Below are 26,776 nucleotides of genomic sequence, written 5' to 3' on the forward strand. Positions count from 1 at the left end.
CTACGTGGGAGGCGTAGGATCAAGCCTGCCAGCGACCGCCAAAGTCTTCGGGGACTAGAAGATTGTGGCGCCCAAGATCGGCTACGTTACGTTCACCGCAAAGTGCCATCGTTGTATCGAGCTCTTTCTGGATCACTTCCAATGCCGTTGTCACGCCTTTCTGACCCATTGCACCCAGCCCATAGACAAAGGCGCGACCAATAAAGGTGCCCTTGGCCCCAAGCGCCAGAGCTTTCAGCACGTCTTGCCCTGAACGGATGCCGCTATCCAGATGCACTTCGACATCACTGCCGACGGCATCCATGATCTCGGGCAGAACCCGGATCGAACTGAGCGCGCCATCCAGCTGCCGTCCACCATGGTTTGAGACAACAATTGCATCTGCGCCCAGCTTGGCAGCCATTTTGGCATCCTCGGCATCGAGTATGCCCTTAAGGATCACCTTGCCGCCCCATTGTTCCATCAGCTTCTCGACTTTGCCCCAGTCGAGGCTGGGATCGAATTGCTCGGCGGTCCATGTGCCGAGCGAGCGCGTATCTGTGATGCTATCGACATGACCGACGATATTCCCGAATTCTCGGCGCTTGGCACCTAGCATCTCGATGCCCCAGGCCCATTTCGTCATCAGGTTGGCGATGGTCTTGGGGGTCAGCTTTGGCGGCGCAGATAGGCCATTCTTCAGGTCCTTGTGTCGTTGGCCAAGGATTTGCAGATCAAGCGTAATGACAAGGGCCGAGCATTTCGCATCCTTCGCGCGCTGGATAAGTCGCCCGACATAGTCCTGATCTTTCATGGTGTAGAGCTGAAACCAGAAAGGGGCCGAAGTGTTTTCAGCGACATCTTCGATCGAATTGATCGACATGGTCGACAGTGTGAAGGGTACGCCAAAGGCTTCGGCGGCTTTGGCCGCTTTGATCTCGCCATCCGCGTGTTGCATTCCTGTCAGACCTACCGGAGCCAATGCAACGGGCATGGATACATCCTGCCCGATCATCTGCGATGCGGTCGAGCGCCCTGTCATGTCTACGGCGACCCGTTGGCGCAGGCGGATATCTTCGAAATCCGACGTGTTCTCGCGGAAGGTTTGTTCGGTCCAGCTGCCGCTTTCTGCATAGTCGAAAAACATGCGCGGAACGCGACGCTCATAGATCCGTTTGAGGTCTTCGATATTGGTAATGACTGGCATTGATCAGGTTCTCGCAGGATTGGTTAAGTTTCTTTACCAATTATTTTGAAACACTGCAATGCCCGCTTGCTGCGGTTGGTTGCCGCCTGGTCAAAACAAAAAAACACCGCAGTAGGCGGCGCGCTTGCTGCGGTGAAGAACCATCTGAAAATGGAAAGAAATTGTTAGGCGGAGTGCGCGCCATCTGACAGTGTTTTGACAAAATCCAGAACCTCGGTCACCGGTTTTCCGGAACCGATCTGGCTGACAATGGCAGATCCAACTACCGCGCCATCGGATACACTCGCGATGTTGCGAGACTTTTCTGGCGTATTGATGCCGAAACCGACGATCACGGGCAAATCAGTTGCAGCTTTGATCCGAGCGACCTCGGGCCCAACATCGGTTGCCTGCGCTTCGGCAGCACCGGTTATGCCGGTAATCGATACATAATACACAAAGCCGGATGTGTTTTGCAGTACGCGAGGCAAGCGTTGGTCATCGGTCGTCGGCGTCGCCAAGCGGATGAAGTTCAGCCCGGCAGCTTGCGCGGGCAGACAAAGCTCTTCGTCCTCTTCGGGGGGCAGGTCGACGACGATCAGCCCGTCGATCCCCGCTGATTTTGCATCTGCCAGAAATTTCTCGACACCTCGGCTGTAGATCGGATTGTAATATCCCATCAGCACGATCGGTGTGGTGTCATCGGATTCACGAAAGGCGCGGGCCAAATCCAGAGTGCGTTGCAATGTCATTCCACCATCCAACGCCCGTTGGCCAGCAGCCTGAATGGTCGGGCCATCGGCCATGGGATCGGTAAAGGGCAGGCCCAACTCGATAACGTCGACACCTGCGCCGGGCAAACCCTTCACGACCTCCAGCGAAGTGTCATAGTCGGGATCTCCGGCCATGACATAAGCTACAAATGCCTTTTTGCCTTGCTTTTGCAGGGCGTCGAATTTGGCGTCAATACGGGTCATCGGAAATCCTTGCACTCGGGTTTGGACCTGATGTGCAGAAACTTTCGCTGAAAATCAATCCCGCTTGGTGGGCTTCCGATCAGAAGGCGTAATGGTATCTCAGCAAAAGTGCGTTTACACCTGGGTTGTCTTCCTGCGTGCTGGCGTTGGATATATGAGTGATAGCGGCAGACAGTTTGTTGCCGCTTTCCAGCGTATAGCCAAGGCCCAGTAAGCTGCGTATCTGAAAACTGCCGCCCAGATCATTCAGTTCGTTGGATTCACTATAGTATCCCGGCATGACACTGCCCTCGATGAACCAACGGTCCGCAAAAGTGTAAAGCCCGATCAGGCCCGCGCCAACATGCGTGTCACCGTCGGTATCAACAGACAGGGACGCACCCCAGGTGGCGCTGAAACGGGTCGCTTCGTAGAAAGAGCGATGCTGGTATTCCAGCGAAACAATCGCCTGATCTTCGCTCTGAGCGCTGGAATAATCTGCGTAGCCTGCTCCGAAAATGATGGATTGGGCTTGTGCTGCAGTAGCGGCTGTCAGCGCAAAAGCCAGAATAACAAGGGATTTCATTTTTACCTACTATGTCCGTCGTTCGTTGGTATTGGTTTTATTGAGGAATGTAGGTGCATGTTTTCAATGGACGCAAGAACACAAAGCGATGTCGATTTTGTGATGTGGCAGAATAGACTCGCGGCTGTGTTCAGGCACTTTGCCTTGCGCATTGCACCGGACCTGCCTAGAAGCGGCGCTCGAATGGTATCAGGAGGCCGTCATGGGCTTTAAAATGGGAATCGTGGGTTTGCCGAATGTTGGCAAGTCGACTCTCTTCAACGCACTGACCAAAACTGCGGCAGCTCAGGCGGCGAATTTCCCGTTCTGCACCATCGAACCCAATGTGGGGGATGTCGCCGTTCCTGATGACCGGCTGGATAAACTGGCGGCGATTGCGTCCTCGAAACAGATCATTCCAACCCGCATGACCTTTGTGGATATCGCGGGGTTGGTGAAAGGGGCCTCGAAAGGCGAGGGGCTGGGCAACCAGTTCCTGGCAAACATCCGCGAGACTGACGCGATTGCCCATGTGCTGCGTTGTTTCGAAGATGGTGACGTGACCCATGTGGATGGCCGCGTTGATCCGGTGGCCGATGCCGATACGATCGAGACCGAGCTGATGCTGGCCGATCTGGAAAGCATCGAAAAGCGTCGCGCCAATCTGGTGCGCAAGCTGAAGGGCAATGACAAAGAAGCGCAACAGCAGGACCGCCTGCTGGCCGAGGCGCAGGAGATGCTGGAAAACGGCAAGCCAGCGCGTCTGGTTAAAGTGTCTGATGAAGACGCCAAGGCATGGAAAATGCTGCAACTTCTGACCACCAAGCCGGTGCTTTATGTCTGCAACGTGTCCGAAGAAGAGGCCGCCGAAGGCAACGAGTACTCTGCCAAAGTCGCTGAGATGGCTGCAGCGCAAGGTAATGCTCATGTCATTATCAGTGCCAAGATCGAGGAAGAGATCAGCCTTCTGGAAGACGACGAGGCACAGATGTTCTTAGAGGAAATGGGTCTGGAAGAGCCCGGCCTCGACCGTCTGATCCGTGCCGGTTACGACCTGCTCAAGCTGGAAACCTATTTCACCGTCGGCCCGAAAGAGGCCCGGGCCTGGACCATCCGCACCGGCACCGCCGCACCACAGGCCGCAGGTGTCATCCACGGAGACTTTGAGAAGGGTTTCATCCGTGCCGAGACTATCGCCTATGACGACTACATCGCCGCCAATGGCGAACAGGGTGCCAAAGAGGCGGGTAAGATGCGGGCCGAAGGAAAAGGCTACATCGTCAAGGATGGCGATGTGATGCACTTTTTGTTCAACACCTGAGAAGCCACCAAAGCAGTCACTGCTCAGCTTATAACCTCGGATTTTCTGCGAAGAACGGGCCGATATCGGGTTGCTCGTGCGTGAATGCCATTGTCCACTTCATGTTGTGGTGGGCTACGTAGATATCCGCGCCAAAAGATGAGAAATCTGGATATGTTTCTGAGACGCAGCGATACGACCATTTGATATCTTCATCAAAGATAACATACGCGGCAGGCCACTGATTCTTATAGGCATTTAAAGCGTCATCGCCCGCCCGCGCGATTTGAAACCCGTAACTGAAACCATGCCAGCGAAAGCGATTGTGAATCCAGGAACCGGTTGATTTCTTTACGTTCCCGGCGAATGTCTGATGCCAGCATTGAACAACCTCACCACCTTCTTTGGAATCGAGAGGATCAAAATCGACGCATTCACGCAACAAGAAGTCCTCAATTTGGTTTCTCGTAAGGTTCATGGAATAATTCGGTTCTATGTTGTTGTTGAACCGGCATATCGCGCGTTATGGCGAAGTGTCAAAACCGCTCAGGTGGCAAGATGCGATCCTGTTAGTTTCATTTGGGCTGGAACAGCAGTTCGGCAGGCTCAACCACCCGAGTATTGCATGTATCTGAAGCGCCGATCCTTTGGCAGCCAACAAATTGACGATGCTCGCATCTCACACATTTCTCTCGTGCAGAAATGTGGTTAGTTTGGATTTTGACCTGATACTTGAGACAGCTCTAGATGATCGAAATCCGCGACCTGCAATTGCTCAGCGCATTGGCGCGGCATCGTCATTTCGCCAAGGCAGCCGAGGAATGCGGGATTTCACAGCCTGCGTTCTCGATGCGAATCCGAAACCTGGAGGATCGGCTGGGTGTCTCCATCGTTCGCCGCGCAAACAGATTTCAGGGGCTGACCGAAGAGGGCGAGATGATTGTCCAGCGCGCGCGGCGCATTCTCGACGACACCAAGGCTTTGGAACAACAGGTGCTCGCTGCAAAGGGTGAGATCACCGGCACGCTTATTTTGGGTGTAATCCCTACCGCGATTGCCTTCACCGGGCGTCTTACGAAGCGGTTGCGCGATGCGCATCCACGTATCGTGACCCGGATTGAAACAATGTCTGCAACAGCCATTCAGCACCGGTTGGACGAAGGAAGTCTGGATGCTGGCATCACTTATGGCGACAGTATCGGTACCGATCTACGGCAAGTGCAGCGCTTGTACGAAGAAACCTATGTCCTATTGGTCCCCTCGCATATGACCGATGAGACAGGCCCGATCCCATGGGCCCGCGTGGCCGAGTTTCCCCTGAGCCTGCTGGAACCACAGATGCAGAACCGGCGGATTCTGGATCGGATATTCGCCGAACAGGGCTTGCACCCGGATATTGTGGCCGAGACCAGCGGATTCACTGCCTCGATGGTCATGGCACGCGAGGGGCTAGCGGCCACCGTGATTCCACGCGTGCTGGTGCGGGCGCTGGGCGACCTGAAGGACACAAGGGTTCTGTCCCTGATCGAACCCGTGGTGAGCAAGCCGATTTGTCTGGCCACGCTCACTCGCGACCCGGAATTGCCCACGGTCGCGGCCTTACGCACAGTGATGGCGTCTTTGCGGTGATAAACTGTCGTTATCGTGCGATTGAAATATGCGATTTGACGATATGCTAATCTGATGAGACACGGGGCCTCAATCGGAGGGCATCATGGCACCATTAGACACCAAGCCATCGGGCGCGCCAAAGGGCGTCTGGAAGTCAGGTAAAGGCAAGGGGCGGCACACGCCCAAAGGCCGTCAATTCTCGGACGAGGCACAAGCGGAAATTGCACGACTGTTGGGTGACCGCCCGCGACGTCGCGACCTGCTGATTGAATTTCTGCATTTGATTCAGGACGCACACGGCCATATCAGCGCCGACCACATCGCCGCTCTGGCGGTTGAGATGCGGATCGGGCAGGCTGAGATTTACGAAACCGCAACCTTCTATGCCCATTTCGATGTAGTGAAAGAGGGTGAAACGCCTCCTCCGGCGTTGACGATCCGTGTGTGCGATTCGCTGTCCTGCGAAATGGCCGGTGCCCAGCAGCTGCAAAAAGCGCTGGAAGACGGTTTGGATGCCTCGCAGGTCCGCGTTGTCCGTGCGCCCTGCATGGGACGCTGCGACACCGCTCCAGTGCTGGAGATCGGTCACAACCACATCGACCACGCGACCCCCGAAAAGGTGCAGGCCGCGATTGCGGCGAATGACACCCACGCCCATCTGCCCGATTACGAAGCCTTTGCGGTTTATGAAGCCAATGGCGGCTACGCCAAACTGAAAGAGCTGCGCGAGGGCGGCGATTGGGAGAAGGTGCAGGAAGACGTACTGTCCTCGGGCCTGCGTGGTCTGGGCGGCGCTGGCTTCCCGTCGGGCAAGAAATGGGGCTTTGTTCGCATGAATGAAGGCCCGCGTTATCTGGCTGTCAACGGCGATGAGGGCGAGCCTGGGACATTCAAGGACCGCTACTATCTTGAGCGCACGCCGCATGTCTTCCTCGAAGGGATGCTGATCGCCGCTTGGGCCGTCGAGGCAGAGACCTGCTTTATCTATATGCGCGACGAATACCCGGCAGTTCTGGAAATCCTGCGTCGTGAGATTACCGCGCTCGAACAAGCCGGGATCGTCGAAGAAGGCTATATCGACCTGCGCCGTGGTGCTGGCGCTTACATCTGCGGTGAAGAATCCGCGATGATCGAGTCGATCGAAGGCAAAAAAGGACTGCCGCGTCATCGTCCTCCGTTCGTGGCGCAGGTTGGGGTCTTTAACCGTCCGACCTTGGTGCACAATGTCGAGACGCTCTATTGGGTGACCAAAGTTTGCCGTGAAGGGCCTGAATGCCTTAACAGCACCGAAAAGAACGGTCGCAAGGGTTTGCGTAGCTATTCGGTCTCGGGTCGTGTCGCAAAGCCGGGTGTTTACCTTCTGCCCGCTGGCTCGACCATTCTGGACGTGATCGAGGCTGCCGGAGGCATGGCCGGGGGCCAGACCTTCAAGGCTTATCAGCCGGGTGGTCCATCCTCGGGTCTGTTGCCTGCATCGATGGATGACATCCCGCTGGATTTCGACACGTTGCAACCGCATGGCACCTTCATCGGGTCCGCTGCGGTTGTGGTTCTGTCCGATCAGGACACCGCACGCAATGCGGCACTGAACATGCTGCGCTTCTTCGAAGACGAAAGCTGCGGCCAGTGCACGCCCTGCCGTGCAGGCTGCGAAAAGGCGGTCAAGCTGATGCAAGCCGACAAATGGGATCAGGAACTGCTGGAAGACCTGTGTCAGGTCATGGGCGATGCCTCGATCTGCGGTCTGGGGCAGGCGGCCCCGAACCCGATCCGCCTGGTCATGAAACATTTCGCTGACGAAATCTGAGGGAGATAGCCATGCTTGATGCAAGCCCAAACAAGACCGTCACCTTCAACCTGAATGGCGAAGATGTCACCGTGCCCGAGGGCTGGACCATCTGGGAAGCCGCAAAGGGGCAGGGGTTCACTATCCCTCACCTGTGTCACAAGCCGCAACCCGGTTACAAACCCGACGGCAATTGCCGTGCCTGCATGGTCGAGGTAGAAGGCGAGCGCACGCTGGTCGCCTCGTGCATCCGTCCGGCAGCCGACGGCATGGTGGTTAAGGCCGACAGCGACCGGGCCGAGAAATCGCGCGCGATGGTCATGGAGCTGTTGGTCGCGGATCAGCCTGAGGAAGCGCACGACGCCTCCAGCCACTTCTGGGATATGGCCAAGCTGAACCATGTCAGCGACAGCCGTTTCCCGGCGAAAGAGGCCGAGAAAATCCCGCTGTTGGATGACAGCCACGTTGCGATGCGCGTCAATCTGGACGCTTGCATCAACTGCAACCTCTGCGTCCGGGCCTGCCGCGACGTGCAGGTCAACGACGTGATTGGTATGGCCGGTCGTGGCCACACAGCGCAGGTGGTGTTCGACCAGAACGACCCGATGGGTGCTTCGACCTGTGTGGCTTGTGGTGAATGCGTGCAGGCCTGCCCGACCGGTGCTTTGATGCCAGCAACCGTACTGGATGACCAGCAGCGAGGCGACAGCAAGGACTACGACTCGGAAACGGAAAGCGTCTGCCCGTTCTGCGGCGTGGGCTGTAAGGTTTCGCTCAAGGTCAAAGACGGCAAGGTGAAGTATGTCGAGGGCATCAACGGCCCTGCAAACGAAGGTCGTCTGTGCGTCAAAGGCCGCTTTGGCTTTGACTACATTCACCATCCGCATCGCCTGACCAAGCCGCTGATCCGTCGCGAGGATGCTCCAGCCAAGGGATTGAACGTCGATCCCGGCAACCTGGATACCCATTTCCGTGAAGCAACGTGGGAAGAGGCGATGGACTTGGCCGCGACCAAGCTGATGGACTTGCGCGACAAAGACCCGCGCAGCGTTGCAGGCTTCGGCTCGGCCAAGTGCACCAACGAAGAAGCCTATCTGTTCCAGAAGTTCATCCGTCAGGGCTTCCGCCACAACAACGTCGACCACTGCACCCGTCTGTGCCACGCGTCATCTGTTGCGGCCCTGATTGAGAATGTGGGCTCGGGCGCTGTGACCGCGACTTTCAACGAGATCGAAAACGCGGATGTGGCGATCATCATCGGGGCCAACCCGATTGAAAACCACCCTGTCGCTGCGACCTACTTCAAGCAGTTCACCAAACGTGGTGGCAAGCTGATAGTTATGGACCCGCGCGGCGTCGGGATGCGCAAGTTTGCTGATGAGATGCTTCAATTCCGTCCCGGTGCGGATGTTTCGATGCTGAACGCGATCATGAACGTGATCGTGGAAGAAGAGCTCTATGACAGCCAGTACATCCACCGCTGGACCGAGAACTGGGAAGCCGAGAAAGAACACCTGCGCCAGTTCACGCCTGAGGCTATGTCGCCGATCTGCGGCATCGAACCGGATCAGCTGCGCCGAGTGGCGCGCACCTTTGCACAAGCCAAGGCCGGTCTGATTTTCTGGGGTATGGGTGTCAGCCAGCACATCCACGGCACCGACAACTCGCGCTGCCTGATCTCGTTGGCTCTGATGACCGGCAATGTTGGTAAACCCGGTGCAGGTCTTCACCCTCTGCGCGGTCAGAACAACGTGCAAGGTGCCTCAGACGCGGGCCTGATCCCGATGTTCCTGCCGGACTATCAGTCCGTTACCGACGACGGCATTCGGGCCAAGTTCACCAACGTCTGGAATGACGACCGCGACTTCTCGAACGAGAAGGGGCTGACCGTCACCGAGATCATCGATCAGGCTTATGCGGGCAACATCAAGGGTATGTACATCCAGGGGGAAAACCCCGCCATGTCCGACCCCGATGTGAATCACGCGCGCGACGCACTGGCCAAGCTGGAACTGATGATCGTGCAGGATATCTTCCTGACCGAAACGGCGAACTATGCCGACATCATTCTGCCCGCCTCAGCGCTCTATGAGAAGAACGGCACTGTGTCGAACACCAACCGTCAGGTACAGCGTGTGCGGCCCGCCGTGACCCCTCCGGGTGAGGCGCGCGAGGATTGGAAGATCACCGTTGAGCTGGCGCAGCGGATCGGTTTGAACTGGGATTATTCCGATGTTTCTCAGGTCTTTGCTGAGATGAAGCTGACGATGAATTCGCTCGACAACATCACGTGGGAACGGCTTGAGACGGAGACGATCACTTACCCGTCACTGTCCGAGACAGACCCAGGTCAGGCGATTGTGTTCGGCGATGGTTTCCCACGTGCGGACGGTCGCGCCCGGTTCACGCCAGCCAGTGTCATCCCACCGGATGAGGCCCCGGATGATGAATACCCGATGATCGCCACCACTGGGCGCCAGCTGGAGCATTGGCATACCGGGTCGATGACCCGCCGGTCCAACGTTCTGGATGCCGTGGAACCTGAAGCGAACTGCTCGATGAACCCGCGTACATTGAAACTGATGGGAATTGAGCCGGGCGATATGATCCGTCTGACTACTCGCCGCGGTTCGATTGAAATCATGGTGCGGGCCGACCGGGCGATTGCCGAAGATATGGTGTTCATCCCGTTCGCCTATGTCGAGGCGGCGGCGAATATCCTGACCAACTCGGCCATCGATCCTTATGGCAAGATCCCCGAATTCAAGTTCTCGGCAATTCGCGTCGAAAAGATCGTAGACGCCGTCGCGGCGGAATAGTCTTCAATCAACTGAAAAAAGGCGGCCCTTTGGGGTCGCCTTTATTTTCAGTAGTCGCGTTCGAAAAAGATACCCAAACCCGTCTCGCCCCGGCCATCCACCGTGCCGCGCACCGTGAAGCTGTCGGTGACGTCGAGGTTCAAATTCACCTCGGTGTCACCTTCGGTATTGACGGTGAAATCGGTGTAGAGATTGTCGCTTAGATATGCGCCCGCACCAAGGCTGCCCCCACCGCCCTCAGTCGCGCCTAGGTCGATAGTGTCCAGGCCCGTGGCCTCGCGCACCCCTTTGGTAGTATCCCCGCCCGCGCCGCTGAGTTGGGCAAGTGAGGCCGCCATCTGGGCGATCACAAAAGGCGACAGCTCCGAGAAGCGGTTGCCGAATAACAACATGGCCAGCGCTTCCTCGGTCGGGCGCTCTGGATCGGAGAATACGTCGACCTCGGGTGAGTCCAGCGGCCCGGCGATCTCGATCGTTGCGGTGCCGTCCGAGGTGCTGGAGGACGATTCAAACTCGATATATGGCGTCAGGTCACCCTGCAGGGTGACCACACCCTTAGTCAGCGCAAGGCGGCGACCAAGGATATCAATATTACCTCGGATAAGCTCAATCTGGCCTGACGGCACAACAGAAGTTGTAGTTCCACCAATTTGTATGCGACCGCCCAGTTCCGCGTTCACGCCGCGTCCTCGGACAAAAACTGCCTTGGGTGCAAGCAATCCGATGTCGAGCGTCATGCGCGAGTTGCTTTTAGTCTCATCCTCGGTTTCCACCAGATTGGCGCGTTCCCGCGTTACGAAACCGGCACGGCTTTCGTTCAGGTGTTGGATCGTCGGAATTGGTGCTGCGCCGACTGCTCCTGCGGCGGCTGCAAGATTGATGTTGGTTTCGCCAAAGTTGATCTGCCCGGCCAGCGAACTGTTACCGGCCAATGCCCCGGTCAGGGCGATCTGACCGTTCAATGTGGTTTCATAGAGCAGCTTGTCTGTCAGCACGAGATTGTTGAGCGCTGTGGTTATCTGGGCGTTGAAGGGTGGCGTCAGATCAATCGGGCCGTTGACGGTAAACCCTCCGCCCGCTCGTAACCCACCCTGCAGTGCAATCGTGGCGCGGCTTTGCGCGATGTTTACGGAACCCCCGATGCCAGTGATTGTCTGTCCCACATCGGGCAAGGCCATCGACGCGCCGGATGTTGAAATCGTTCCGCTAAGCGCATCCAGCGCAGGTGCCCCTTTCAGGGCCAGGTCGAACCGGGCAGTACCGGCCAGATTGTTGGGAGAGATAAATGCATTGGCGATACCGATGTTGACACCGCCCTGCATCTTCAGGTCCGCTTCGCCGCTGGTTTCGTTAAAGGTCCCGGCAACTGTCGTATTGATATCGGCGGGGCCATTAGCCTTTGCGTCGATGGTCCACATCCCGGCGTCGCGGCGGGCGGTACCACTGGCGGCGACGGTTCCGGGGAAATCGGGCACAAAACGTTCGACCCGATTCAGGCGGGCGTCAAAGTTTAGATCCGCGGTGCCACCGGTTTCTACAGTTCCGGTTAAATTGGCGTACGAGCTATCTGGTCCCTGCAGGCGCGCATTGCCTTCCAAACCGGACCCTGTAGGGGCGACGTTGCCATCCAGCGTGAGCGGCCCGGACAATGTCGAAGATAGACGGCCGATGTCGTCCAGCATGGCCGAGAAATCGAGGCCACCGGCCTCCCGATCCAATCGGCCCGATGCATCTGCGGTCAGCGCGGTTCCGTTCAGACTGAAAGTGCGGATGTTCAGCCCCTGATCATCGTTGGCGGCATCCACGTTCAGCGTGGTTCGTCCCTGTACCAACGCATCTACGGCTTGGATACCCGTGGCAAGGTCGTCTGCGCTCAGGTTCCCTTTGATATCAAAGGCCTTGCTGCTTTGCGCGGCCCGACCGGTGACGTCGGCATCAATCGACCCGGCCAGATCAAGCCCGGCGAGGCCGGAGAACAAAGACAGGTCGGGGGCGTTCAGCTTGGCGCTTCCATCCACCGTGATGTTTCCGGTGGGGTCATCGATGGTTGCGCCCACCTCGGCAGTAAGAGCAGCACTTTTGACCGTGGCGTTTCGAATAACGATTTGGTTGCCCGAATGCGCACCGTCCAGATTGATTGATGTCCGGCCTTTCAACAGCGGGTCGAACTCGCTCATCCCGGTTTCGATATTTGTTCCGATCACGCTGGCTTGGCCGTCGAATTCCAACGTCTGTACGGTGCCTTTGCCATCCAGCCGGGCCTGTAATGCGCCCGCCAGATCACGCTGTGTGATGCCTGAGAACACCGCCAGATTTGGGGCGTTCACGCTGGCCTGACCGTCAATCGTCAGATTGCCATTTGGCGTCGTGACCGTGCCGCTGGCCTGCGCTGTCAGAGCGTCGCCATTCACGGTGAAATCGCGAATTGTTACCCCATCGGTGTCGCGTTTGGCATCCAGAACGATTTCGGTTTCACCCGTGATCATTGGATCAATATCGTCACGCCCGGTCACCAGATCACGCCCATTCACCGTGACCTTGCCGTCAAAGCTGCGTTCCAGTGGCGAGCCCTTTCCAGCCACCTGGACCGATGCCTCGCCACCAAGCTGAAGCTGTGCCAGGTCCGAGAACCGCGACAGGTCGGTCGCCTGCAGCAGTGCCGTGCCATCAACCTGCAACCCGGTCGCAAGCCCGCTGATCAACGCATCAGCGTCTAGAGTATAGTCGCTGCCGACCAGTTCGACCCCGGACAATTGCAATGTCTGGTCGCTGCCGTACTCGAACTGCCCATCCAGTGTGATCTGATTTCCGACGGCGGCATTCAGTGCGGCATCTGTCAGATCAATGCCAGCCAGCACAGCCTGCAGATCGCCATCGACCGACAGCCCGCTGGATTGATCTAGCGTGCCTTGCCCGCTGATCCGTGCATGATCGAGGTTCAGGTTGGGGGTTTCAATCTTGTTGGTCGTCAGGCTCAGGTCCCAGAGATTGCCATTCTCGGTATTGTACAAGGCCGAAATCTGAGCCGCGCCGATTGACGTATCGCCGCCGCTGACGGGCAGAACGACCTTGTCACCTTCCGGCGGCGTGATACGACCTTGCAGGGCGACCAGTTTCAGAACACCACCCGAAGCAAGGCTGAGTTCGCTTTTGAGGTCCAGCGCTTCCGAGGTAATCTCGATATCCGATATATCCAGCGCCCCGTCAGAATGGGTGCGCCCATCTACAAACAGCCGTGTGTCGGTACCGAAGAACGTGTCCATCTCTTCGGCCAGAAACGGCGTCAGGTCGCCTCCGACATCGGCAGTAAACGCGATTCCATCAGAGGCGTTGCCACTCTCTTCGGCGGTGCGCAGTCGTACCTGACCGGACACGCGAAGCTGCTGATCGCTGCTTAGACCGATATCAGCATTAAAATCCGTTATCGGCCCCGAGCCTTTTGCAGTCAGCTCAAGCGGCGGGGCATCGGGGATGGACAGGGCCGTTGCGATCAGCCCGCCTGAGGCTTCGGCTACGGTCAAGTCCAGATCGATCTGGCGGCTGTCGTTCTGAAAGCCTGCTTTCAGATCAATCGTGTCCCCGGCGCGGTCCAGTCGGTCGATATCCAGCGTAGTATCCAGTGTTCCATCAGCCAGCGATAGGTTGCCGTTCACGGCAAGCTCGGCAGCGACGCCGATCAGCGGCTCACCTAAAGAAAGGTCATCGACACGCAGCTCTCCGATTTCGATCGAAACCGGAAGCTCAGGTAGTTGGAAGGGTTGGGTTTCGGCTGAAGGGGGCGGTGCGTCCTTTGTTGTTGTACCGGGTGCGCGGGCGACATCGATTTCCTGCGCCGATAGTGTGTTGACCGAGAACCGACCGCGCAGCAGTGCCAATCGGTTCCAGTCCAATTCAGCGTTTTTAATGGTGAGCCAGACGCCGTCGTCATCGGCGACTGTGATTTCCTGAATCGTCGCACGCGAACTTAAGGCACCTTCAAGGCCGATCACCCGCACATTCTGATCATCACCGGACAGGGTATCTTGCAGAAACTGCTCGATCATGCTGCCGCCCTCGTCCTGAGCGGTCGCCGCGATGGGAACGGTGATCGCTGCTGAACTTAGCAACAGGGGATATACAACGCGACGCATCAAAAGGCTTGCCCGATCCCGAGGTAGAATTGCAGCCCGTCACCCGTATCGCCCTGAACCGGCACCGCAAGGTCAAAGCGCAAGGGCCCGAAGCCGCCCAGATCATAACGGATTCCAAGGCCCGCGCCAGAATGCTCTTCCGCGCCGCTGCCGATGAATGAGGACGTGTCGACCACACCGTAGTCATAAAACCCAACCAACGAGATTGCTTCAGTGACTTTGCCTCGGACCTCGGCTGAGAGCCCCAGAAAGGATTTGCCACCGGCGACACCATCCCCGACGGGGATACCTAGGCTTTCAAATGGCTGACCCCGTACTGTACCGGCACCACCCGAGAAGAACAGGAAATCTGGAGTCACACCATCTGCCGGAGGTCCGAGGACCGATCCCAACTGCACCCGGCCTGCCAACACCAGCCGACCGGCGGTGCCCAGATCGTTATAGGCGCGACCGTCAAAGAACATTCTCAGGCCGGTATCCGACCCGGAGAACCCGACAAAGGGCATGACTTGCGAGTCTAGATAATAACCGCGCGTCGCGCTGACCTTGCTGTCGCGTTCATCCCATTCTGACCGGAACGGAAGAATGAAGTATCGAAACTTGCGCCCATCGCCATAGGCGTCATCTGCGTCCGACCATTGGAAACCTGCCGAGGCTTCGGCGTAGAGGCGGTCAGAGAATGTGCGGCGTGCACCATAGGCAAGCGAGGCGACGGTGACGTTGTAGTTTTCGGTATTGCGCCGCTCCAACAGCGCGCTCCAGAATGTATTGTCGTCAGGGCCCAGACGATCAGGTTGATCTAGCCGCAGACCAATGCGCCCATCGATATCCTCGGCACCGCCGATATTGCGGATTGCCGCCTCGAACCGCAGCCTTTCGGCTCGCCGGAAAACGTTTCGATGGGTCCACGTAGCTGTAAGATCAACCCCGTCGCGCGAGGCAATCTCGGCCCCAAAGGTCAGGCGGCGCGGTGGCAGGTCTTCAAACGTCGCGTCGAAATCAAGCGTGCCATCCGGGTTGGGTTCTTCATGTTCCTTGAGCGAAACCGTAGCGAATGTGCCGGTGCGCCGTAGGCGGGTGCCAACCTTTTGGACCTGTTCAGGCGAATAAACCTCACCCGACGGGAAGCCTGCGACTTTCTCGATCGATCGATGGCGGACATTTGTATCGCCCTGAATGATCATTTTGCCGAACCGCAACCTTGGCCCCGGAGCCAGATCAATTGTCGCGTCCAGCCGTGCCTGCGCATGGCGCGCTATTACTTTCTGATCTTCCACTTCCGCCTTGGCATGGCCTGTATCGCGCCAGCCCTGCACCCCGGCCGAAGCCGCCTGTTGGATCGCTCCGGTGGTCGCGGTCTTACCCGTGGCGAACTCTTCGGGCAGTTCCGTGCCCGGTGCCAGCGGTTGCACGACAGCCGTTCCGAACTTGAACTTCCGCCCTGGTGTGACAAGGATAGTCGCCCGTTTGAATTGGGCTGGAACGTTCAGCGAATTGATTTTGGCGGCTTCCTGCCCGTCAAGCTTGATGCTGACGACGGGGCTGAAATAGCCTTCGTCGTACATGATCTGAACGATGGTGCGGTAGTCGGACAAAGCTGCCGACAGTATTTCCAGTGACGTATCAAGACCACGCGATTCCGAGGTGAAGATGGATGAAGTCTCTTCCAAGCGGTCGACCAGATCTTCAGATGCACCAGGGGCGGATAGGGTCGTTTCTAGCGCGGTAGCAAGATTGGGGGACAAGGCCACAAACGCACCAAAAAGCCAGCCTCTCAGATCGCTGCGCGGTCTGCTCCCTGTCATTGTCTGGCTCCAACTGCCCCAAGTCGAAATCGCTATGGCCGCGAAACAAAACGAATGCGGCGTGTTGAATTCATTTAGAGCATCTGACGGCGCTTAGGGGAAGAACTAAACAAAGTTCAGGTGTTTTTATTGGCAAACTCGTGTGCCAATCCGCTACAGACCGGCATTTCGGAACCAGCGAACAATCGCATCCCGGTCTTCAGGTTCCATATAGGTCACGTTCGCGGGAGGCATGGCATGTGTGACGCCGGATTGCAGATAAATCTGCTGCGCGTTCTGAGCAATGTCAGCTTTTGTTTCCAGCAGGACACCTTTGGGTGCCCACAGGATGCCTTCCCAGACAGGCTCGCGCGCGTGGCACATAGAACAGCGACCCAGAACTATGTCCTGTGCTTCTTCAAAGCCATCCGCTGATGCGAATTTCTGTTCGTAGGGAGTTAGTTGCCGTGCTTCGGCCTCTTCCAACGGGTCGTTCATCGAAGCAGTCGACAACCACATGATGGTCATGAACAGCAAAGCCGTTACCAACCAGGTCCAGGTTGGGTTTCCAGCGCGCGCATGGCGGGTGTTGAAATAGTGCCGGATCGTGACACCCATCAGGAAGACCAGCGCGGCGATGATCCAATTGTACTCGGTCGCAAAAGCCAGCGGATAGTGGTTCGACAACATCAGAAACACGACCGGCAATGTCAGATAGTTGTTGTGGGTCGAACGCAGCTTGGCGATCTTGCCGTATTTCGGATCAGGTGTGCGCCCGTTCTTTAGATCGTCCACCACAATGCGCTGGTTTGGCATGATGATGAAAAACACATTTGCGGTCATGATTGTGGCCGTGAAGGCCCCCAGATGCAGCATCATCGCGCGACCGGTGAATATCTGGTTATAACCCCAGCCCATAATCACCAGCAGCACGAACAGAAGAACCATCAGCAATGTCGGACGCTCGCCCAATCCCGACTTGCAAAGAAAATCGTAGACCAGCCAACCGACAGTCAGCGAGGCAGCCGAGATCAATATGCCTTGCCATAGCGCCAGATCCGCCCTTTGGGCATCGATCAGATAGAGCTCTCCGCCTACCCAGTAGACGATCATCAGTAGCGCGGCACCGCTGAGCCATGTGGCGTAGCTTTCCCATTTAAACCAGGTCAGGTGGTCGGGCATACGTTCTGGAGCGACGAGATATTTCTGGATGTGATAGAATCCTCCGCCATGGACTTGCCATTCCTCGCCGTCTGCCGGTCCGGGGATATCGCGGTTCAAACCAAGATCCAGCGCGATGAAGTAGAAGGATGATCCGATCCAGGCAATCGCGGTGATAACGTGCAACCAGCGCACGCCAAAACCAATCCAATCCCAGAACACGGCGAAGTCGTACATGCTTATGTCTCCGATTGCGTTGCGCCACACTAGGCAAACGGGCTTTTCTTCGGTATTCCCGTATATTGTCAAACTGTATCAAAAAAAACGATAAGATGTCCTATCTCGACAACATTCGAACCTTTGTCCGGGTCTATGACTTGGGCAGCATGTCAGCCGCCGGGCGGGATATGAGAATTTCACCTGCGGTGACGTCGGCGCGAATTTCGCAGTTGGAGGATCATCTGGGAGTGCGTCTGTTTCAGCGCACAACTCGGAACCTGACACCAACGGAGCAGGGGCGGGCGTTCTACCCCGGCGCAGTTGCGGTTCTGGATGCAGTTGATGAGGCAGAGGCCCAGGTCACGCATCTGACCGAAGCCCCCCGCGGGTCTCTGTTTGTTGCCGCGCCTTTAGGTGTCGGGCGCCGGTTATTGGCGCCTCATGTACCTGATTTTCTGTCAGAATACCCTGAGATTGATGTGCGTCTAAGACTGACAGACCGCTCGGTTGATCTGACCACCGAAGGCTTGGATCTGGCTTTTTTCATCGGTCAGCCCGAAGACAGCACATTGCGCATTCGCAAGATTGCGGATTGCCAGCGTGTGCTATGCGCGGCCCCTGATTACGTGAGCCGATGTGGGATGCCCGAAGCTGGATCCGATCTGATTTCAGGCAAACATGAATGCTTGAACCTGCGCTTCCCCGGCGCGGCAGAGTTTCAGTGGATGCTGGAAACACCCGATGGCCCGAAACGATTTGCTGTCTCGGGCAGGTATGAATGTGACGACGGTGATGTTTTGACCGATTGGGCGCTGTCCGGGCAAGGTATTGCCATGAAACCCGTTTTTGAGGTGTCAGAGCATTTGAAGGCGGGGAGGCTGATCCCGGTGGCGATGAAGACGCCTCCGGTTCCCGTGCAAATGGCCTGCCTGTATACGCATCGCCGCCATCAGGACCCGAAGGCGCGGCTGTTTATGGATTTCATGATTGACCGGATCGGCAAAGTGGTTCGAAGCGCCGAAGTCTAGGACTAGCTGCCCCGGTAGGTCGAGTAGCCGTAGGGGGACAACAGCAGCGGAACGTGGTAGTGCGCGTCCGCATCGGACATGCCAAAGCGGATCGGCACCTGATCCAGAAACAGAGGATCATCGCCATCCTGACCCGTCGCGCGCAGGTAATCTCCGGCGAAGAATATCAGCTCATAAGTGCCGGTTTTAAAGTCGTTCTGCGGTAAGATCGGGCTATTGGTTCGGCCATCCGCGTTGGTTTCCATCTCGACCAGTTTACGGTGCGAGTTCCCTGACACTTTGTAGAGCGCGATTTTCAATCCCTCAGCGGGGCAGCCGCGCGCCGTGTCGAGAACGTGGGTTGTCAGATAGCCAGCCAAGGGTCTCTCCTATGTGTCTCTTTTGGTGTGCCACAGTCTGGGCCAAACCGCAAAATGGTTGAAATGCCGAAAGAACTGGAAACAGTGTTCGGATTGATTTGATAATCAATAGACCGTTTCTGCGGTAAAGCTGTCAAAACACCTAATCGGACTGGAAGACCCTATGCAGCCGCCTCGTTACCCCCGCGATATGATCGGATACGGAGCCAACCCACCTGACGCCGCATGGCCCGGCGGTGCAAAACTGGCTGTGCAGATTGTGTTGAACTACGAAGAAGGCGGCGAGAACTGTGTCCTGCACGGGGACGCTGCGTCCGAGGCGTTCTTGTCCGAGATCGTTGGGGCGGCGCAGTGGCCGGGCCAGCGTCATTGGAACATGGAATCGATCTATGAATATGGCTCGCGGTCGGGGTTCTGGCGCCTGCATCGCCTGATGAAAGACCTACCGATCACCGTTTATGGTGTCGCTACCGCGTTAGCGCGTTCGCCAGATCAGGTTGCGGCGATGAAATCGGCAGGGTGGGAGATTGCCAGCCATGGCCTGAAATGGGTCGAGCACAAGGATATGCCCGAGGCGGAAGAACGGGCCCAAATCGCCGAAGCGATCCGTCTGCATGCCGAAGTCGTAGGGGATCGCCCGCGCGGCTGGTACACTGGGCGCTGTTCGGACAACACCGTGCGTCTGGTCGCCGAGGAAGGTGGCTTTGCTTATGTTGCCGATACCTATGCAGACGATCTACCCTACTGGATGCAAACCGGTGGTCGGGATCAGTTGATTGTTCCCTACACGCTGGATTGCAACGACATGCGCTTTGCGACGCTACAGGGGTTCAACGCCGGGGATCAGTTCTATTCATATCTGAAAGACAGTTTCGATGCGCTTTATGCGGAAGGCGAGGCTGGTGCACCCAAGATGCTGTCGATCGGTTTGCACTGTCGCCTGATCGGGCGACCGGGACGCGTCATGGCGCTGAAACGGTTTCTGGATTACGCGCGCGGGTTCTCGGACGTGTGGTTCGCGACGCGATTGCAGATTGCCGAGCATTGGGCCGAAAAGCACCCGGCGGCTGAGCGTCCACAACCCTCGCAAATGGGCCGCGAAGAATTCGTCTCTGCGTATGGAGGTATCTTCGAGCATTCCGCTTGGATCGCCGAGCGCGCCTATGATCTGGAATTGGGCGCGGCGCATGACACGGCAGGCGGATTACACAATGCTTTGACCCGCATGTTCCGGTCCGCCTCAACCGAGGAACGGTTGGGCGTTTTGACGGCCCACCCTGATCTGGCAGGCAAACTGGCGCAGGCTAAGCGGCTGACACAGGAAAGCACGTCCGAGCAAGCCTCGGCAGGGCTTGATGCGCTGACGGATGAGGAACGCGCCACCTTCACCGAACTGAACCAGTGCTATACGGAAAAATTCGGCTTTCCGTTCATCATTGCCGTACGGGACCACAACAAAGCGTCGATCCTAAACGCATTCGAACGGCGCATCGAACAGGATCGCGAAACCGAGTTCGCCGAGGCCTGCCGACAGGTCGAGCGGATTGCCGAGTTCCGTCTTCGCGATGTGCTGCCCTCATGACACGGATTGTCGCTGAACCGATCTCGGCCGAAGCTTTCGCACCCTTTGGTGATCTGATTGATGTATCAGGTGAGGCCGACAAGATCATCAACCAGGGCCAGTGCGGGCGGTATCATGATCGGGCAAGGCTGGATTTCGGTGATGCCCACGCGGGCATCAGCCTGTTCAATGCAAACCCACGCGAACTGCCTTATCAGCTAGAGATGGTTGAGCGTCATCCTGACGGCAGCCAGGCGTTCATTCCGATGACTCACCAGCCCTTTCTCGTGATCGTCGCCCCGGATGAGGAGGGGCAACCGGGTCGTCCTCGCGCGTTCATTACACAGCCGGGACAGGCGGTGAACTATCACCGGGGAACATGGCACGGAGTTCTGACACCCTTGCATGGACCCGGTCTGTTCGCAGTCGTTGATCGGATCGGGGAAGGCCCGAACTTGGAGGAATACTGGTTCAGCACACCGTACGAGGTGGTCAACCGCTGAAACCAGAACCGAAGCCGCCGGAGAAGCGGTAAGAACCCCATTGGATCTTAGGGAGGACAATGAGATCATGGCTGAAACTTCGATAGGGACGCCTGAACAGCTTCGGGACCCGAACTTCACACCCGCCTTGCACAAGGCGATACCGCTGGGCATTCAGCACGTATTGGCGATGTTCGTCTCGAACGTGACACCGGCCATCATCGTGGCGGGTGCTGCCGGGTTTGGATTTGGGTCGAACTCCCCGGATTTTCCCGAACTGCTGTACCTGATCCAGATGTCAATGCTGTTTGCAGGGCTTGCGACACTGCTGCAGACTATCACGATTGGCCCGGTCGGAGCGGCTCTGCCGATTGTACAAGGAACGAGCTTTGCGTTTTTGCCCATCATGATCCCTCTGGTCGCCGGAAAAGGCGTGGATGCCTTAGGGGCGCTGTTTTGTGGTGTCCTGGTTGGCGGCTTGTTTCATGCCTTTCTTGGCCTCTTCATAGGCAAGATACGGTTTGCGCTTCCGCCGCTGGTCACCGGACTTGTCGTAACAATGATCGGTTTGGCGCTGGTCAAGGTCGGTATTCAATACGCGGCCGGTGGCGTGCCTGCGATTGGCACCTCGGAATACGGATCGCTGCTTAACTGGTCGGCAGCTTTGGTTGTGGTTGTTGTGACGCTTGGCCTCAAGTTCTTTGCACGCGGTATGCTGTCGGTGTCTGCCGTACTGGTTGGTTTGGCCATCGGCTACGTCTATGCCCTGATGGTCGGGATGGTGACGTTCGAGGCCATTGGCACAAGTTGGTCACGCGCCTCAGCTTTTGCTCTGCCCGTACCGTTCAAATATGGGTTTGAGTTCTCTCTGGCCGCCGTGATCGGCTTTTGTCTGATGTCTTTTGTCTCGGCCATCGAGACCGTCGGAGACGTATCGGGTATCACCAAAGGTGGTGCAGGTCGCGAAGCAACCGACAAGGAAATCGCTGGCGCGACCTATGCCGATGGTTTCGGAACAGCGATTGCCGGTATGTTTGGCGGGTTTCCCAATACGTCCTTCAGCCAGAATGTCGGTTTGATTGCGATGACGGGCGTCATGAGCCGCCATGTCGTGACCTGTGGAGCTATCTTCCTGATCCTGTGTGGCCTTGTGCCAAAAGTCGGGGCAATTATCCGCACCGTGCCTATCGAAGTGCTGGGCGGTGGTGTGATCGTCATGTTCGGCATGGTGGTCGCGGCAGGTATCTCGATGCTGTCAGACGTGGATTGGAACCGTCGCAACATGGTGATCTTTGCGATTTCGCTGTCGATCGGTCTTGGGTTGCAGCTGGAGCCAGGCGCGGTTCAGCACCTACCTGATACACTTCGTATCCTGATGACCAGCGGCCTGCTGCCCGCAGCGCTGATCGCCATTGTACTGAATTTGGTCCTGCCAGAAGAATTGGCCGAAGAATCGACTGAAGAGGTTTCAGGGGGTATGGCCGGTCACGGGGCGGGTAGCCTACCTCACGATTGAAGTCTTGAAGTAATCCGCAGCGTGCTTCAGCGCTGCGGATCACCCTGCTTTCGCCATCAGGCGTGCGACATCCAGCATGCGGGCTGAAAACCCCCATTCATTGTCGTACCAGCCAAAGACCCTGATCTGCCTCTCTCCAATCATGCGCGTCTCGGGCCCCGCCACTACCAGTGACTCAGGGCGGGACCGCAAATCAGATGACACCAAGGGCAGATCGGTCCATCCCAGCACGGCAGAAGCTGCGACCGCGTCGCGAAACGCTTGTTCGAATTGATCTGCGCTCATGCCACGTTCAAGCGAGGCGACAAGATCAACGGCAGATACGCTGGCCGTCGGAACACGCACCGCGGCCCCCGACATACGACCGGCCAGGTCTGGCAAGACGATATCAATCAAATGCGTCGCGCTCGAGGTCGTGGGCACCATCGACAATGCCCCGGCGCGCGATCGGGCCAAATCCCCGCGTGGCGCATCGACCATCGGCTGGCTGTTTGTATAGCAGTGGATGGTGGTCATGTGCCCGGACACAAGCCCGCCGATGTCATCAATCAGCTTGACGAGCGGTGCAAGACCATTGGTGGTGCAGGATGCATTTGAAACGATCCGTGCGCTGCCCAATTGATCTTCGTTTGCCCCCAGCACCAGTGTGACTTCGGCAGCGGGTGAAGGGCCGGAAATCAACACTTTATCCGCCCCAGCAGTCAAGCCCCGGCTGGCCACGTCGGATGTCCGCGCGATGCCGGTGCAATCGAGCATGACATCGACGCCGGACAGATCGACCTGTGCCAAATCGGCGCTGTGAGACATCAGAATAACGCGGCCATCGATATTCAGTGCTTCACCTTCGGTCGTGACCGAACCCTGATAGGGGCCAAACGTGCTGTCATATTTGAACAGGTATGCGCATGTTTCCAGCGGTGCGATATCGTTGATCAGCACCAGTTCTACATCCGAATGCTGCGGCAGGCTTAAGACCTGACGCAGAATGGTGCGGCCGATACGGCCGAATCCGTTGATCGCGAGTTTCATGCGCAAGCTATGGCAGGCAGATCAGGCGATCTCAATCAAAGTATTGTACCAATTTCAGTTGCAGCTGACCTGCGAAAAGAACTGGCCCGAAATGTTCTGATACATGCTGGAATAGATCGCCTTGCAGCCAGTCGCCTTCTGTATCGCGGCCATTGCCTGGATGGTGCGAAGACGTGGCGGCGGGCCAAAGGGGTTCAGATTGTTATTATCCCGCGTCGCCCGATAAACCACAGGCGCGTCCGAGACCTGCGTCACCGCCCATGTGCGGCTCATGACGAAAACGGATTTGGTTTCTTCCTTGGCTGCGACCGGGGCGGCGTTGAACGCCGAAAGGCCAAGGGTGGCAACCAGTGCAATCATCGTACCGCGCAGTAACATCGAACAATCTCCAGTGCTGAAAACTCATTTGATTTCATCAGATTCCAGCGATTCTGTGAACCCCTTTACCAGAACTTGACCCGGTAAAGCCCCGATCGTCAGCTACCTAGACGGTACAGACAACGGCATGTGCCTATTCACATCCTTGTACAACAGATAGCGAAACCGTCCCGGTCCGCCTGCGTAACAGGCCTGTGGGCAGAAAGCGCGCAGCCACATGTAGTCACCGGCCTCGACCTCGACCCAATCCTGATTGAGCCGGTAAACAGCCTTGCCTTCAAGCACATAAAGGCCGTGTTCCATCACATGGGTTTCGGCAAAGGGAATCACGCCACCGGGTTCGAAATTGACGATGTTGACATGCATGTCGTGACGCAGGTCCTGCGGATCGGTGAAGCGGGTGGTAGACCAGCGGCCTTCGGTGCCGGGCATTTCGTTGGGTACCACGTCGCGTTCATTGGTGATGATCGGGTCAGGGGCGGACAGGCCGGGCACTGCATCATAAGCCTTGCGCACCCAATGGAACCGGGCAACTGAATCGCCATGGTTGTGCAGCGTCCAGTCGCTGCCCGGGGGGATATAGGCATATCCACCGATCTCAAGAACATGATCCGCTTCGTTCAGGGTCAGCGTGACGCTGCCCTCGACCACGAAGATCACCCCTTGCGCATTTGGATCGGTTTCGGGCGTATCGCTGCCACCACCGGGCTGCACCTCCATTATGTATTGCGAGAATGTCTCGGCAAAACCACTCAAAGGCCGGGATAAGACCCAAAGACGTGTATTCTCCCAGAAAGGCAGAAAGCTGGTGACGATGTCGCGCATCGTGCCCTTGGGGATTACCGCAAAGGCATCGGTGAACATGGCACGGTCGGTCAACAGTTGCTCTTGCCCCGGATGTCCGCCTGTCGGTGCATAATATTTAGGATGTGTCATCAAATGCCTCTGCTTCGTCTGGGCACAATATGAGGCGATCTCACGGGCGGACCTAGCGCCCGCCTTGCGAAAGGTTTGTTCGGGATAATTTGAAGGTGGCCAAGTGGGGCTTGGCCGCACACGCATAGAGGTATATCTATGGACGTGAAAGTCATTCAAATCGGCGAGGCCCTTTGATGAAAGCCTTTGTTTACACAGCGCTGGTTGCTGCACTTTTTCTGGGGGTGGGTGGAATAGCACAGGCTAAACCACTTTCCCGAATCATCGCGGAAATGGGGTTGAGCCCCGCTGACTTTGAGGTGTTGAACGACACCTCAAACGCGTTGCTGTCGACGGGCACTCCATCCGTGGGGCAGGAGAGGGCTTGGCTCAATCAGGACACCGGCTCGAAGGGGACAATCCGCGTGCAAAGCGTTCAGGGCAATTGTGTTATACTTCAGCACTTTGTGCAGCCTGAAGGTGCTGCACAGGCCCGCGATATCAGAACGCGCCGCTGCAAGACCGCTGATGGGAACTGGATCCTGACACCTTAAAGGCCGTTGCCTTGGCCAGCACCCGAACTAGCACAGCTGCACCCTTGTGATTTGCTCTAGCTAATTTTACCGCAAGCCCCCTGCTGGGCATCGCATTGATGCTGGACCGGGCTCAATTTGCGTGAATGACGTTCCGTCACTTAGCTGGACACGCTCATGGCCACTAAGCCATCCTCGGACCAAAGCCAAAGACCCGCATTGCGCCACAGGGAAGGAATAGACATGACCATGACTTTCGGATTGCGTGAGGAAAACCGCGCCCTGTTACAGCGGGTGAGAGATATGATTCACGACGAGGTCATGCCGCTTGAAGATGAGTATCAGGCAGAAATCAATAAAGGCGATCGTTGGAAATATACCGAGCGACAGGCCGAGATTCTCGAGGGGCTGAAAGCCAAGGCCAAGGCGGCGGGGCTTTGGAACTTCTGGCTGACAGACAGCGACAAAGGTTTTGGCCTCAGTACAGTTGAATACGCCTATTTCGCCGAGGAGATGGGCAAGACGCCCTTGGGGGCCGAAGTTTTCAACTGCTCCGCGCCCGATACGGGGAATATGGAGGTGTTTGAACGCTACGGGTCAGACGCGATGAAAGAGCAGTGGCTGAAGCCTTTGCTCGACGGGCAGATTCGCTCGGCCTATCTGATGACCGAGCCCGATGTGGCCTCATCAGATGCCACCAACATTTCGATGTCCTGCGTGCGGGACGGGGCCGACTATGTTCTGAACGGCGAAAAATGGTGGTCGTCTGGGGCGGGCGATCCGCGTTGCAAGGTCTATATCGTGATGGTCAAAACCGGCGGGGACGATCTGCCAAAGCACCAGCGCCAGTCGATGATCGTGGTCCCAGCGGACGCGCCCGGGATCGAAGTGCTGCGCCCGATGGAGGTCTATGGCCACGACGATGCGCCCCATGGACACATGCACATCCGTTTCACAGAAGTTCGGGTCCCAGCCGAAAACATTCTACTGGGTGAAGGGCGCGGGTTCGAGATTGCGCAAGGTCGCTTGGGGCCGGGCCGTATTCACCATTGCATGCGCGCGATTGGTCAGGCCGAGTCTGCGCTGGAGCAGATGTGCAAGCGTTCACTACAGCGCCAGGCGTTTGGGAAGAAACTGGCGCAGCTGGGGGCAAACTACGACATCATCGCCGAATGTCGGATGGAGATCGAAATGGCCCGTTTGCTGTGCCTCAAGGCCGCCTGGTACATGGATCAGGGCGATGCACGGGCGGCGGCCCCATGGATCAGCCAGATCAAGGTCGTTGCGCCCAAGGTCGCGCTGAAGGTGATCGATGAGGCCGTGCAAATGTTCGGCGCACAGGGGATCAGTCAGGATACGCCCTTGGCAAATGCATGGACCCATGTGCGTACGCTGCGCCTGGCGGATGGTCCTGACGCCGTGCATCGCCGTCAGGTCGCGCGTGCCGAGTTGAAGAAATACACGCAGGAAAAAGTCTGA

21 protein-coding genes are annotated in these 26,776 nt (G+C 57.3%); 10 read left to right on the top strand and 11 right to left on the bottom strand.

The features are described 5' to 3' along the window. Nucleotides 1-19: 19 nt before the first annotated feature. The 3 genes from ACR0NM_RS00325 to ACR0NM_RS00335 form a co-directional block, all read right to left on the bottom strand. Entirely contained in the window at nucleotides 20-1,186 is a 1,167-nt protein-coding gene (locus tag ACR0NM_RS00325) for an alpha-hydroxy acid oxidase (protein WP_170397492.1), read from the bottom strand. A gap of 164 nt (nucleotides 1,187-1,350) precedes the next feature. Continuing rightward, nucleotides 1,351-2,142, bottom strand: a complete 792-nt coding sequence (gene trpA, locus ACR0NM_RS00330; protein WP_170404505.1) for a tryptophan synthase subunit alpha — start codon at nucleotides 2,140-2,142, stop codon at nucleotides 1,351-1,353. 79 nt (nucleotides 2,143-2,221) lie between these two features. Then, a complete protein-coding gene (locus ACR0NM_RS00335) occupies nucleotides 2,222-2,707 on the bottom strand; it encodes an acyloxyacyl hydrolase (RefSeq protein WP_480612690.1) in 486 nt (161 codons plus the stop codon). A gap of 202 nt (nucleotides 2,708-2,909) precedes the next feature. On the opposite strand from ACR0NM_RS00335, the gene ychF reads away from it, so the two are divergent. Then, entirely contained in the window at nucleotides 2,910-4,007 is a 1,098-nt protein-coding gene (gene ychF, locus ACR0NM_RS00340) for a redox-regulated ATPase YchF (RefSeq protein WP_480612692.1), read from the top strand. Between the two features lie 28 nt (nucleotides 4,008-4,035). Here the strand turns inward: ychF and ACR0NM_RS00345 are convergent, their stop codons facing one another. Continuing rightward, nucleotides 4,036-4,464, bottom strand: a complete 429-nt coding sequence (locus tag ACR0NM_RS00345; protein ID WP_480612694.1) for a DUF4275 family protein — start codon at nucleotides 4,462-4,464, stop codon at nucleotides 4,036-4,038. Nucleotides 4,465-4,733: 269 nt separating this feature from the next. Between ACR0NM_RS00345 and ACR0NM_RS00350 the strand changes: the two genes are divergently transcribed. The 3 genes from ACR0NM_RS00350 to fdhF all read left to right on the top strand — a co-directional run bounded on the left by ACR0NM_RS00350 (nucleotide 4,734) and on the right by fdhF (nucleotide 10,202). Then, a complete protein-coding gene (locus tag ACR0NM_RS00350; RefSeq protein ID WP_170404498.1) occupies nucleotides 4,734-5,615 on the top strand; it encodes a LysR family transcriptional regulator in 882 nt (293 codons plus the stop codon). Nucleotides 5,616-5,700: 85 nt separating this feature from the next. Next, nucleotides 5,701-7,404 carry an NAD(P)H-dependent oxidoreductase subunit E gene (locus ACR0NM_RS00355; protein ID WP_480612696.1) on the top strand — a complete coding sequence of 568 codons (1,704 nt, stop codon included), beginning with the start codon at nucleotides 5,701-5,703 and terminating at the stop codon, nucleotides 7,402-7,404. Nucleotides 7,405-7,415: 11 nt separating this feature from the next. Beyond that, nucleotides 7,416-10,202, top strand: a complete 2,787-nt coding sequence (gene fdhF, locus ACR0NM_RS00360; RefSeq protein ID WP_480612698.1) for a formate dehydrogenase subunit alpha — start codon at nucleotides 7,416-7,418, stop codon at nucleotides 10,200-10,202. Nucleotides 10,203-10,249: 47 nt separating this feature from the next. Here fdhF and ACR0NM_RS00365 read toward each other — a convergent pair whose 3' ends face one another. The 3 genes from ACR0NM_RS00365 to ACR0NM_RS00375 form a co-directional block, all read right to left on the bottom strand. Continuing rightward, the gene (locus ACR0NM_RS00365) at nucleotides 10,250-14,332 is read right to left on the bottom strand and encodes a translocation/assembly module TamB domain-containing protein (protein WP_480612700.1); all 4,083 of its coding nucleotides are present in this window, start codon (nucleotides 14,330-14,332) and stop codon (nucleotides 10,250-10,252) included. After that, the gene (locus ACR0NM_RS00370; protein WP_170511451.1) at nucleotides 14,332-16,137 is read right to left on the bottom strand and encodes a BamA/TamA family outer membrane protein; all 1,806 of its coding nucleotides are present in this window, start codon (nucleotides 16,135-16,137) and stop codon (nucleotides 14,332-14,334) included. Before ACR0NM_RS00370 ends, ACR0NM_RS00365 begins: the two co-directional genes overlap by 1 nt. 153 nt (nucleotides 16,138-16,290) lie before the next feature. After that, on the bottom strand, nucleotides 16,291-17,514 hold the full coding sequence (locus ACR0NM_RS00375; protein ID WP_480612702.1) for a urate hydroxylase PuuD: 1,224 nt from the start codon (nucleotides 17,512-17,514) through the stop codon (nucleotides 16,291-16,293). A gap of 95 nt (nucleotides 17,515-17,609) precedes the next feature. On the opposite strand from ACR0NM_RS00375, the gene ACR0NM_RS00380 reads away from it, so the two are divergent. Then, complete coding sequence (locus tag ACR0NM_RS00380) at nucleotides 17,610-18,524, top strand: LysR family transcriptional regulator (RefSeq protein ID WP_170511345.1); 915 nt, start codon at nucleotides 17,610-17,612, stop codon at nucleotides 18,522-18,524. Between the two features lie 2 nt (nucleotides 18,525-18,526). On the opposite strand, the gene uraH is transcribed toward ACR0NM_RS00380, so the two are convergent. After that, entirely contained in the window at nucleotides 18,527-18,883 is a 357-nt protein-coding gene (gene uraH / locus ACR0NM_RS00385) for a hydroxyisourate hydrolase (RefSeq protein ID WP_480612704.1), read from the bottom strand. 163 nt (nucleotides 18,884-19,046) lie between these two features. Between uraH and puuE the strand changes: the two genes are divergently transcribed. The 3 genes from puuE to ACR0NM_RS00400 all read left to right on the top strand — a co-directional run bounded on the left by puuE (nucleotide 19,047) and on the right by ACR0NM_RS00400 (nucleotide 22,442). Next, complete coding sequence (gene puuE, locus ACR0NM_RS00390) at nucleotides 19,047-20,465, top strand: allantoinase PuuE (RefSeq protein ID WP_480612707.1); 1,419 nt, start codon at nucleotides 19,047-19,049, stop codon at nucleotides 20,463-20,465. Then, entirely contained in the window at nucleotides 20,462-20,947 is a 486-nt protein-coding gene (locus tag ACR0NM_RS00395) for an ureidoglycolate lyase (RefSeq protein ID WP_480612709.1), read from the top strand. Before puuE ends, ACR0NM_RS00395 begins: the two co-directional genes overlap by 4 nt. Before the next feature lie 67 nt (nucleotides 20,948-21,014). Beyond that, nucleotides 21,015-22,442, top strand: a complete 1,428-nt coding sequence (locus ACR0NM_RS00400; RefSeq protein ID WP_480612711.1) for a nucleobase:cation symporter-2 family protein — start codon at nucleotides 21,015-21,017, stop codon at nucleotides 22,440-22,442. Between the two features lie 39 nt (nucleotides 22,443-22,481). Here the strand turns inward: ACR0NM_RS00400 and ACR0NM_RS00405 are convergent, their stop codons facing one another. The 3 genes from ACR0NM_RS00405 to ACR0NM_RS00415 all read right to left on the bottom strand — a co-directional run bounded on the left by ACR0NM_RS00405 (nucleotide 22,482) and on the right by ACR0NM_RS00415 (nucleotide 24,785). After that, nucleotides 22,482-23,471, bottom strand: a complete 990-nt coding sequence (locus tag ACR0NM_RS00405) for a type I glyceraldehyde-3-phosphate dehydrogenase (protein WP_480612713.1) — start codon at nucleotides 23,469-23,471, stop codon at nucleotides 22,482-22,484. Nucleotides 23,472-23,525: 54 nt separating this feature from the next. Beyond that, complete coding sequence (locus ACR0NM_RS00410) at nucleotides 23,526-23,849, bottom strand: hypothetical protein (protein ID WP_170397457.1); 324 nt, start codon at nucleotides 23,847-23,849, stop codon at nucleotides 23,526-23,528. 102 nt (nucleotides 23,850-23,951) lie between these two features. Further along, nucleotides 23,952-24,785: a bifunctional allantoicase/(S)-ureidoglycine aminohydrolase gene (locus ACR0NM_RS00415; protein ID WP_480612715.1), complete on the bottom strand. Its 834-nt coding sequence runs from the start codon at nucleotides 24,783-24,785 to the stop codon at nucleotides 23,952-23,954. Nucleotides 24,786-24,961: 176 nt separating this feature from the next. Between ACR0NM_RS00415 and ACR0NM_RS00420 the strand changes: the two genes are divergently transcribed. Both ACR0NM_RS00420 and ACR0NM_RS00425 read left to right on the top strand, forming a co-directional pair. Next, nucleotides 24,962-25,318, top strand: a complete 357-nt coding sequence (locus ACR0NM_RS00420) for a hypothetical protein (RefSeq protein WP_170404458.1) — start codon at nucleotides 24,962-24,964, stop codon at nucleotides 25,316-25,318. A 222-nt stretch (nucleotides 25,319-25,540) separates the two neighbouring features. Then, nucleotides 25,541-26,776, top strand: a complete 1,236-nt coding sequence (locus ACR0NM_RS00425; protein WP_480612717.1) for an acyl-CoA dehydrogenase family protein — start codon at nucleotides 25,541-25,543, stop codon at nucleotides 26,774-26,776.

This window comes from Ruegeria sp. AF2 (assembly GCF_056542025.1).

Excerpts from the sequence above, each read along its gene's own strand:
- ACR0NM_RS00325 (WP_170397492.1), bottom strand. The coding sequence starts at position 1,186 with ATGCCAGTCATTACCAATATCGAAGACCTCAAACGGATCTATGAGCGT.
- trpA (WP_170404505.1), bottom strand. The coding sequence starts at position 2,142 with ATGACCCGTATTGACGCCAAATTCGACGCCCTGCAAAAGCAAGGCAAA.
- ACR0NM_RS00335 (WP_480612690.1), bottom strand. The coding sequence starts at position 2,707 with ATGAAATCCCTTGTTATTCTGGCTTTTGCGCTGACAGCCGCTACTGCA.
- ychF (WP_480612692.1), top strand. The coding sequence starts at position 2,910 with ATGGGCTTTAAAATGGGAATCGTGGGTTTGCCGAATGTTGGCAAGTCG.
- ACR0NM_RS00345 (WP_480612694.1), bottom strand. The coding sequence starts at position 4,464 with ATGAACCTTACGAGAAACCAAATTGAGGACTTCTTGTTGCGTGAATGC.
- ACR0NM_RS00350 (WP_170404498.1), top strand. The coding sequence starts at position 4,734 with ATGATCGAAATCCGCGACCTGCAATTGCTCAGCGCATTGGCGCGGCAT.
- ACR0NM_RS00355 (WP_480612696.1), top strand. The coding sequence starts at position 5,701 with ATGGCACCATTAGACACCAAGCCATCGGGCGCGCCAAAGGGCGTCTGG.
- fdhF (WP_480612698.1), top strand. The coding sequence starts at position 7,416 with ATGCTTGATGCAAGCCCAAACAAGACCGTCACCTTCAACCTGAATGGC.
- ACR0NM_RS00365 (WP_480612700.1), bottom strand. The coding sequence starts at position 14,332 with ATGCGTCGCGTTGTATATCCCCTGTTGCTAAGTTCAGCAGCGATCACC.
- ACR0NM_RS00370 (WP_170511451.1), bottom strand. The coding sequence starts at position 16,137 with ATGACAGGGAGCAGACCGCGCAGCGATCTGAGAGGCTGGCTTTTTGGT.
- ACR0NM_RS00375 (WP_480612702.1), bottom strand. The coding sequence starts at position 17,514 with ATGTACGACTTCGCCGTGTTCTGGGATTGGATTGGTTTTGGCGTGCGC.
- ACR0NM_RS00380 (WP_170511345.1), top strand. The coding sequence starts at position 17,610 with ATGTCCTATCTCGACAACATTCGAACCTTTGTCCGGGTCTATGACTTG.
- puuE (WP_480612707.1), top strand. The coding sequence starts at position 19,047 with ATGCAGCCGCCTCGTTACCCCCGCGATATGATCGGATACGGAGCCAAC.
- ACR0NM_RS00395 (WP_480612709.1), top strand. The coding sequence starts at position 20,462 with ATGACACGGATTGTCGCTGAACCGATCTCGGCCGAAGCTTTCGCACCC.
- ACR0NM_RS00400 (WP_480612711.1), top strand. The coding sequence starts at position 21,015 with ATGGCTGAAACTTCGATAGGGACGCCTGAACAGCTTCGGGACCCGAAC.
- ACR0NM_RS00405 (WP_480612713.1), bottom strand. The coding sequence starts at position 23,471 with ATGAAACTCGCGATCAACGGATTCGGCCGTATCGGCCGCACCATTCTG.
- ACR0NM_RS00410 (WP_170397457.1), bottom strand. The coding sequence starts at position 23,849 with ATGTTACTGCGCGGTACGATGATTGCACTGGTTGCCACCCTTGGCCTT.
- ACR0NM_RS00415 (WP_480612715.1), bottom strand. The coding sequence starts at position 24,785 with ATGACACATCCTAAATATTATGCACCGACAGGCGGACATCCGGGGCAA.
- ACR0NM_RS00420 (WP_170404458.1), top strand. The coding sequence starts at position 24,962 with ATGAAAGCCTTTGTTTACACAGCGCTGGTTGCTGCACTTTTTCTGGGG.
- ACR0NM_RS00425 (WP_480612717.1), top strand. The coding sequence starts at position 25,541 with ATGACCATGACTTTCGGATTGCGTGAGGAAAACCGCGCCCTGTTACAG.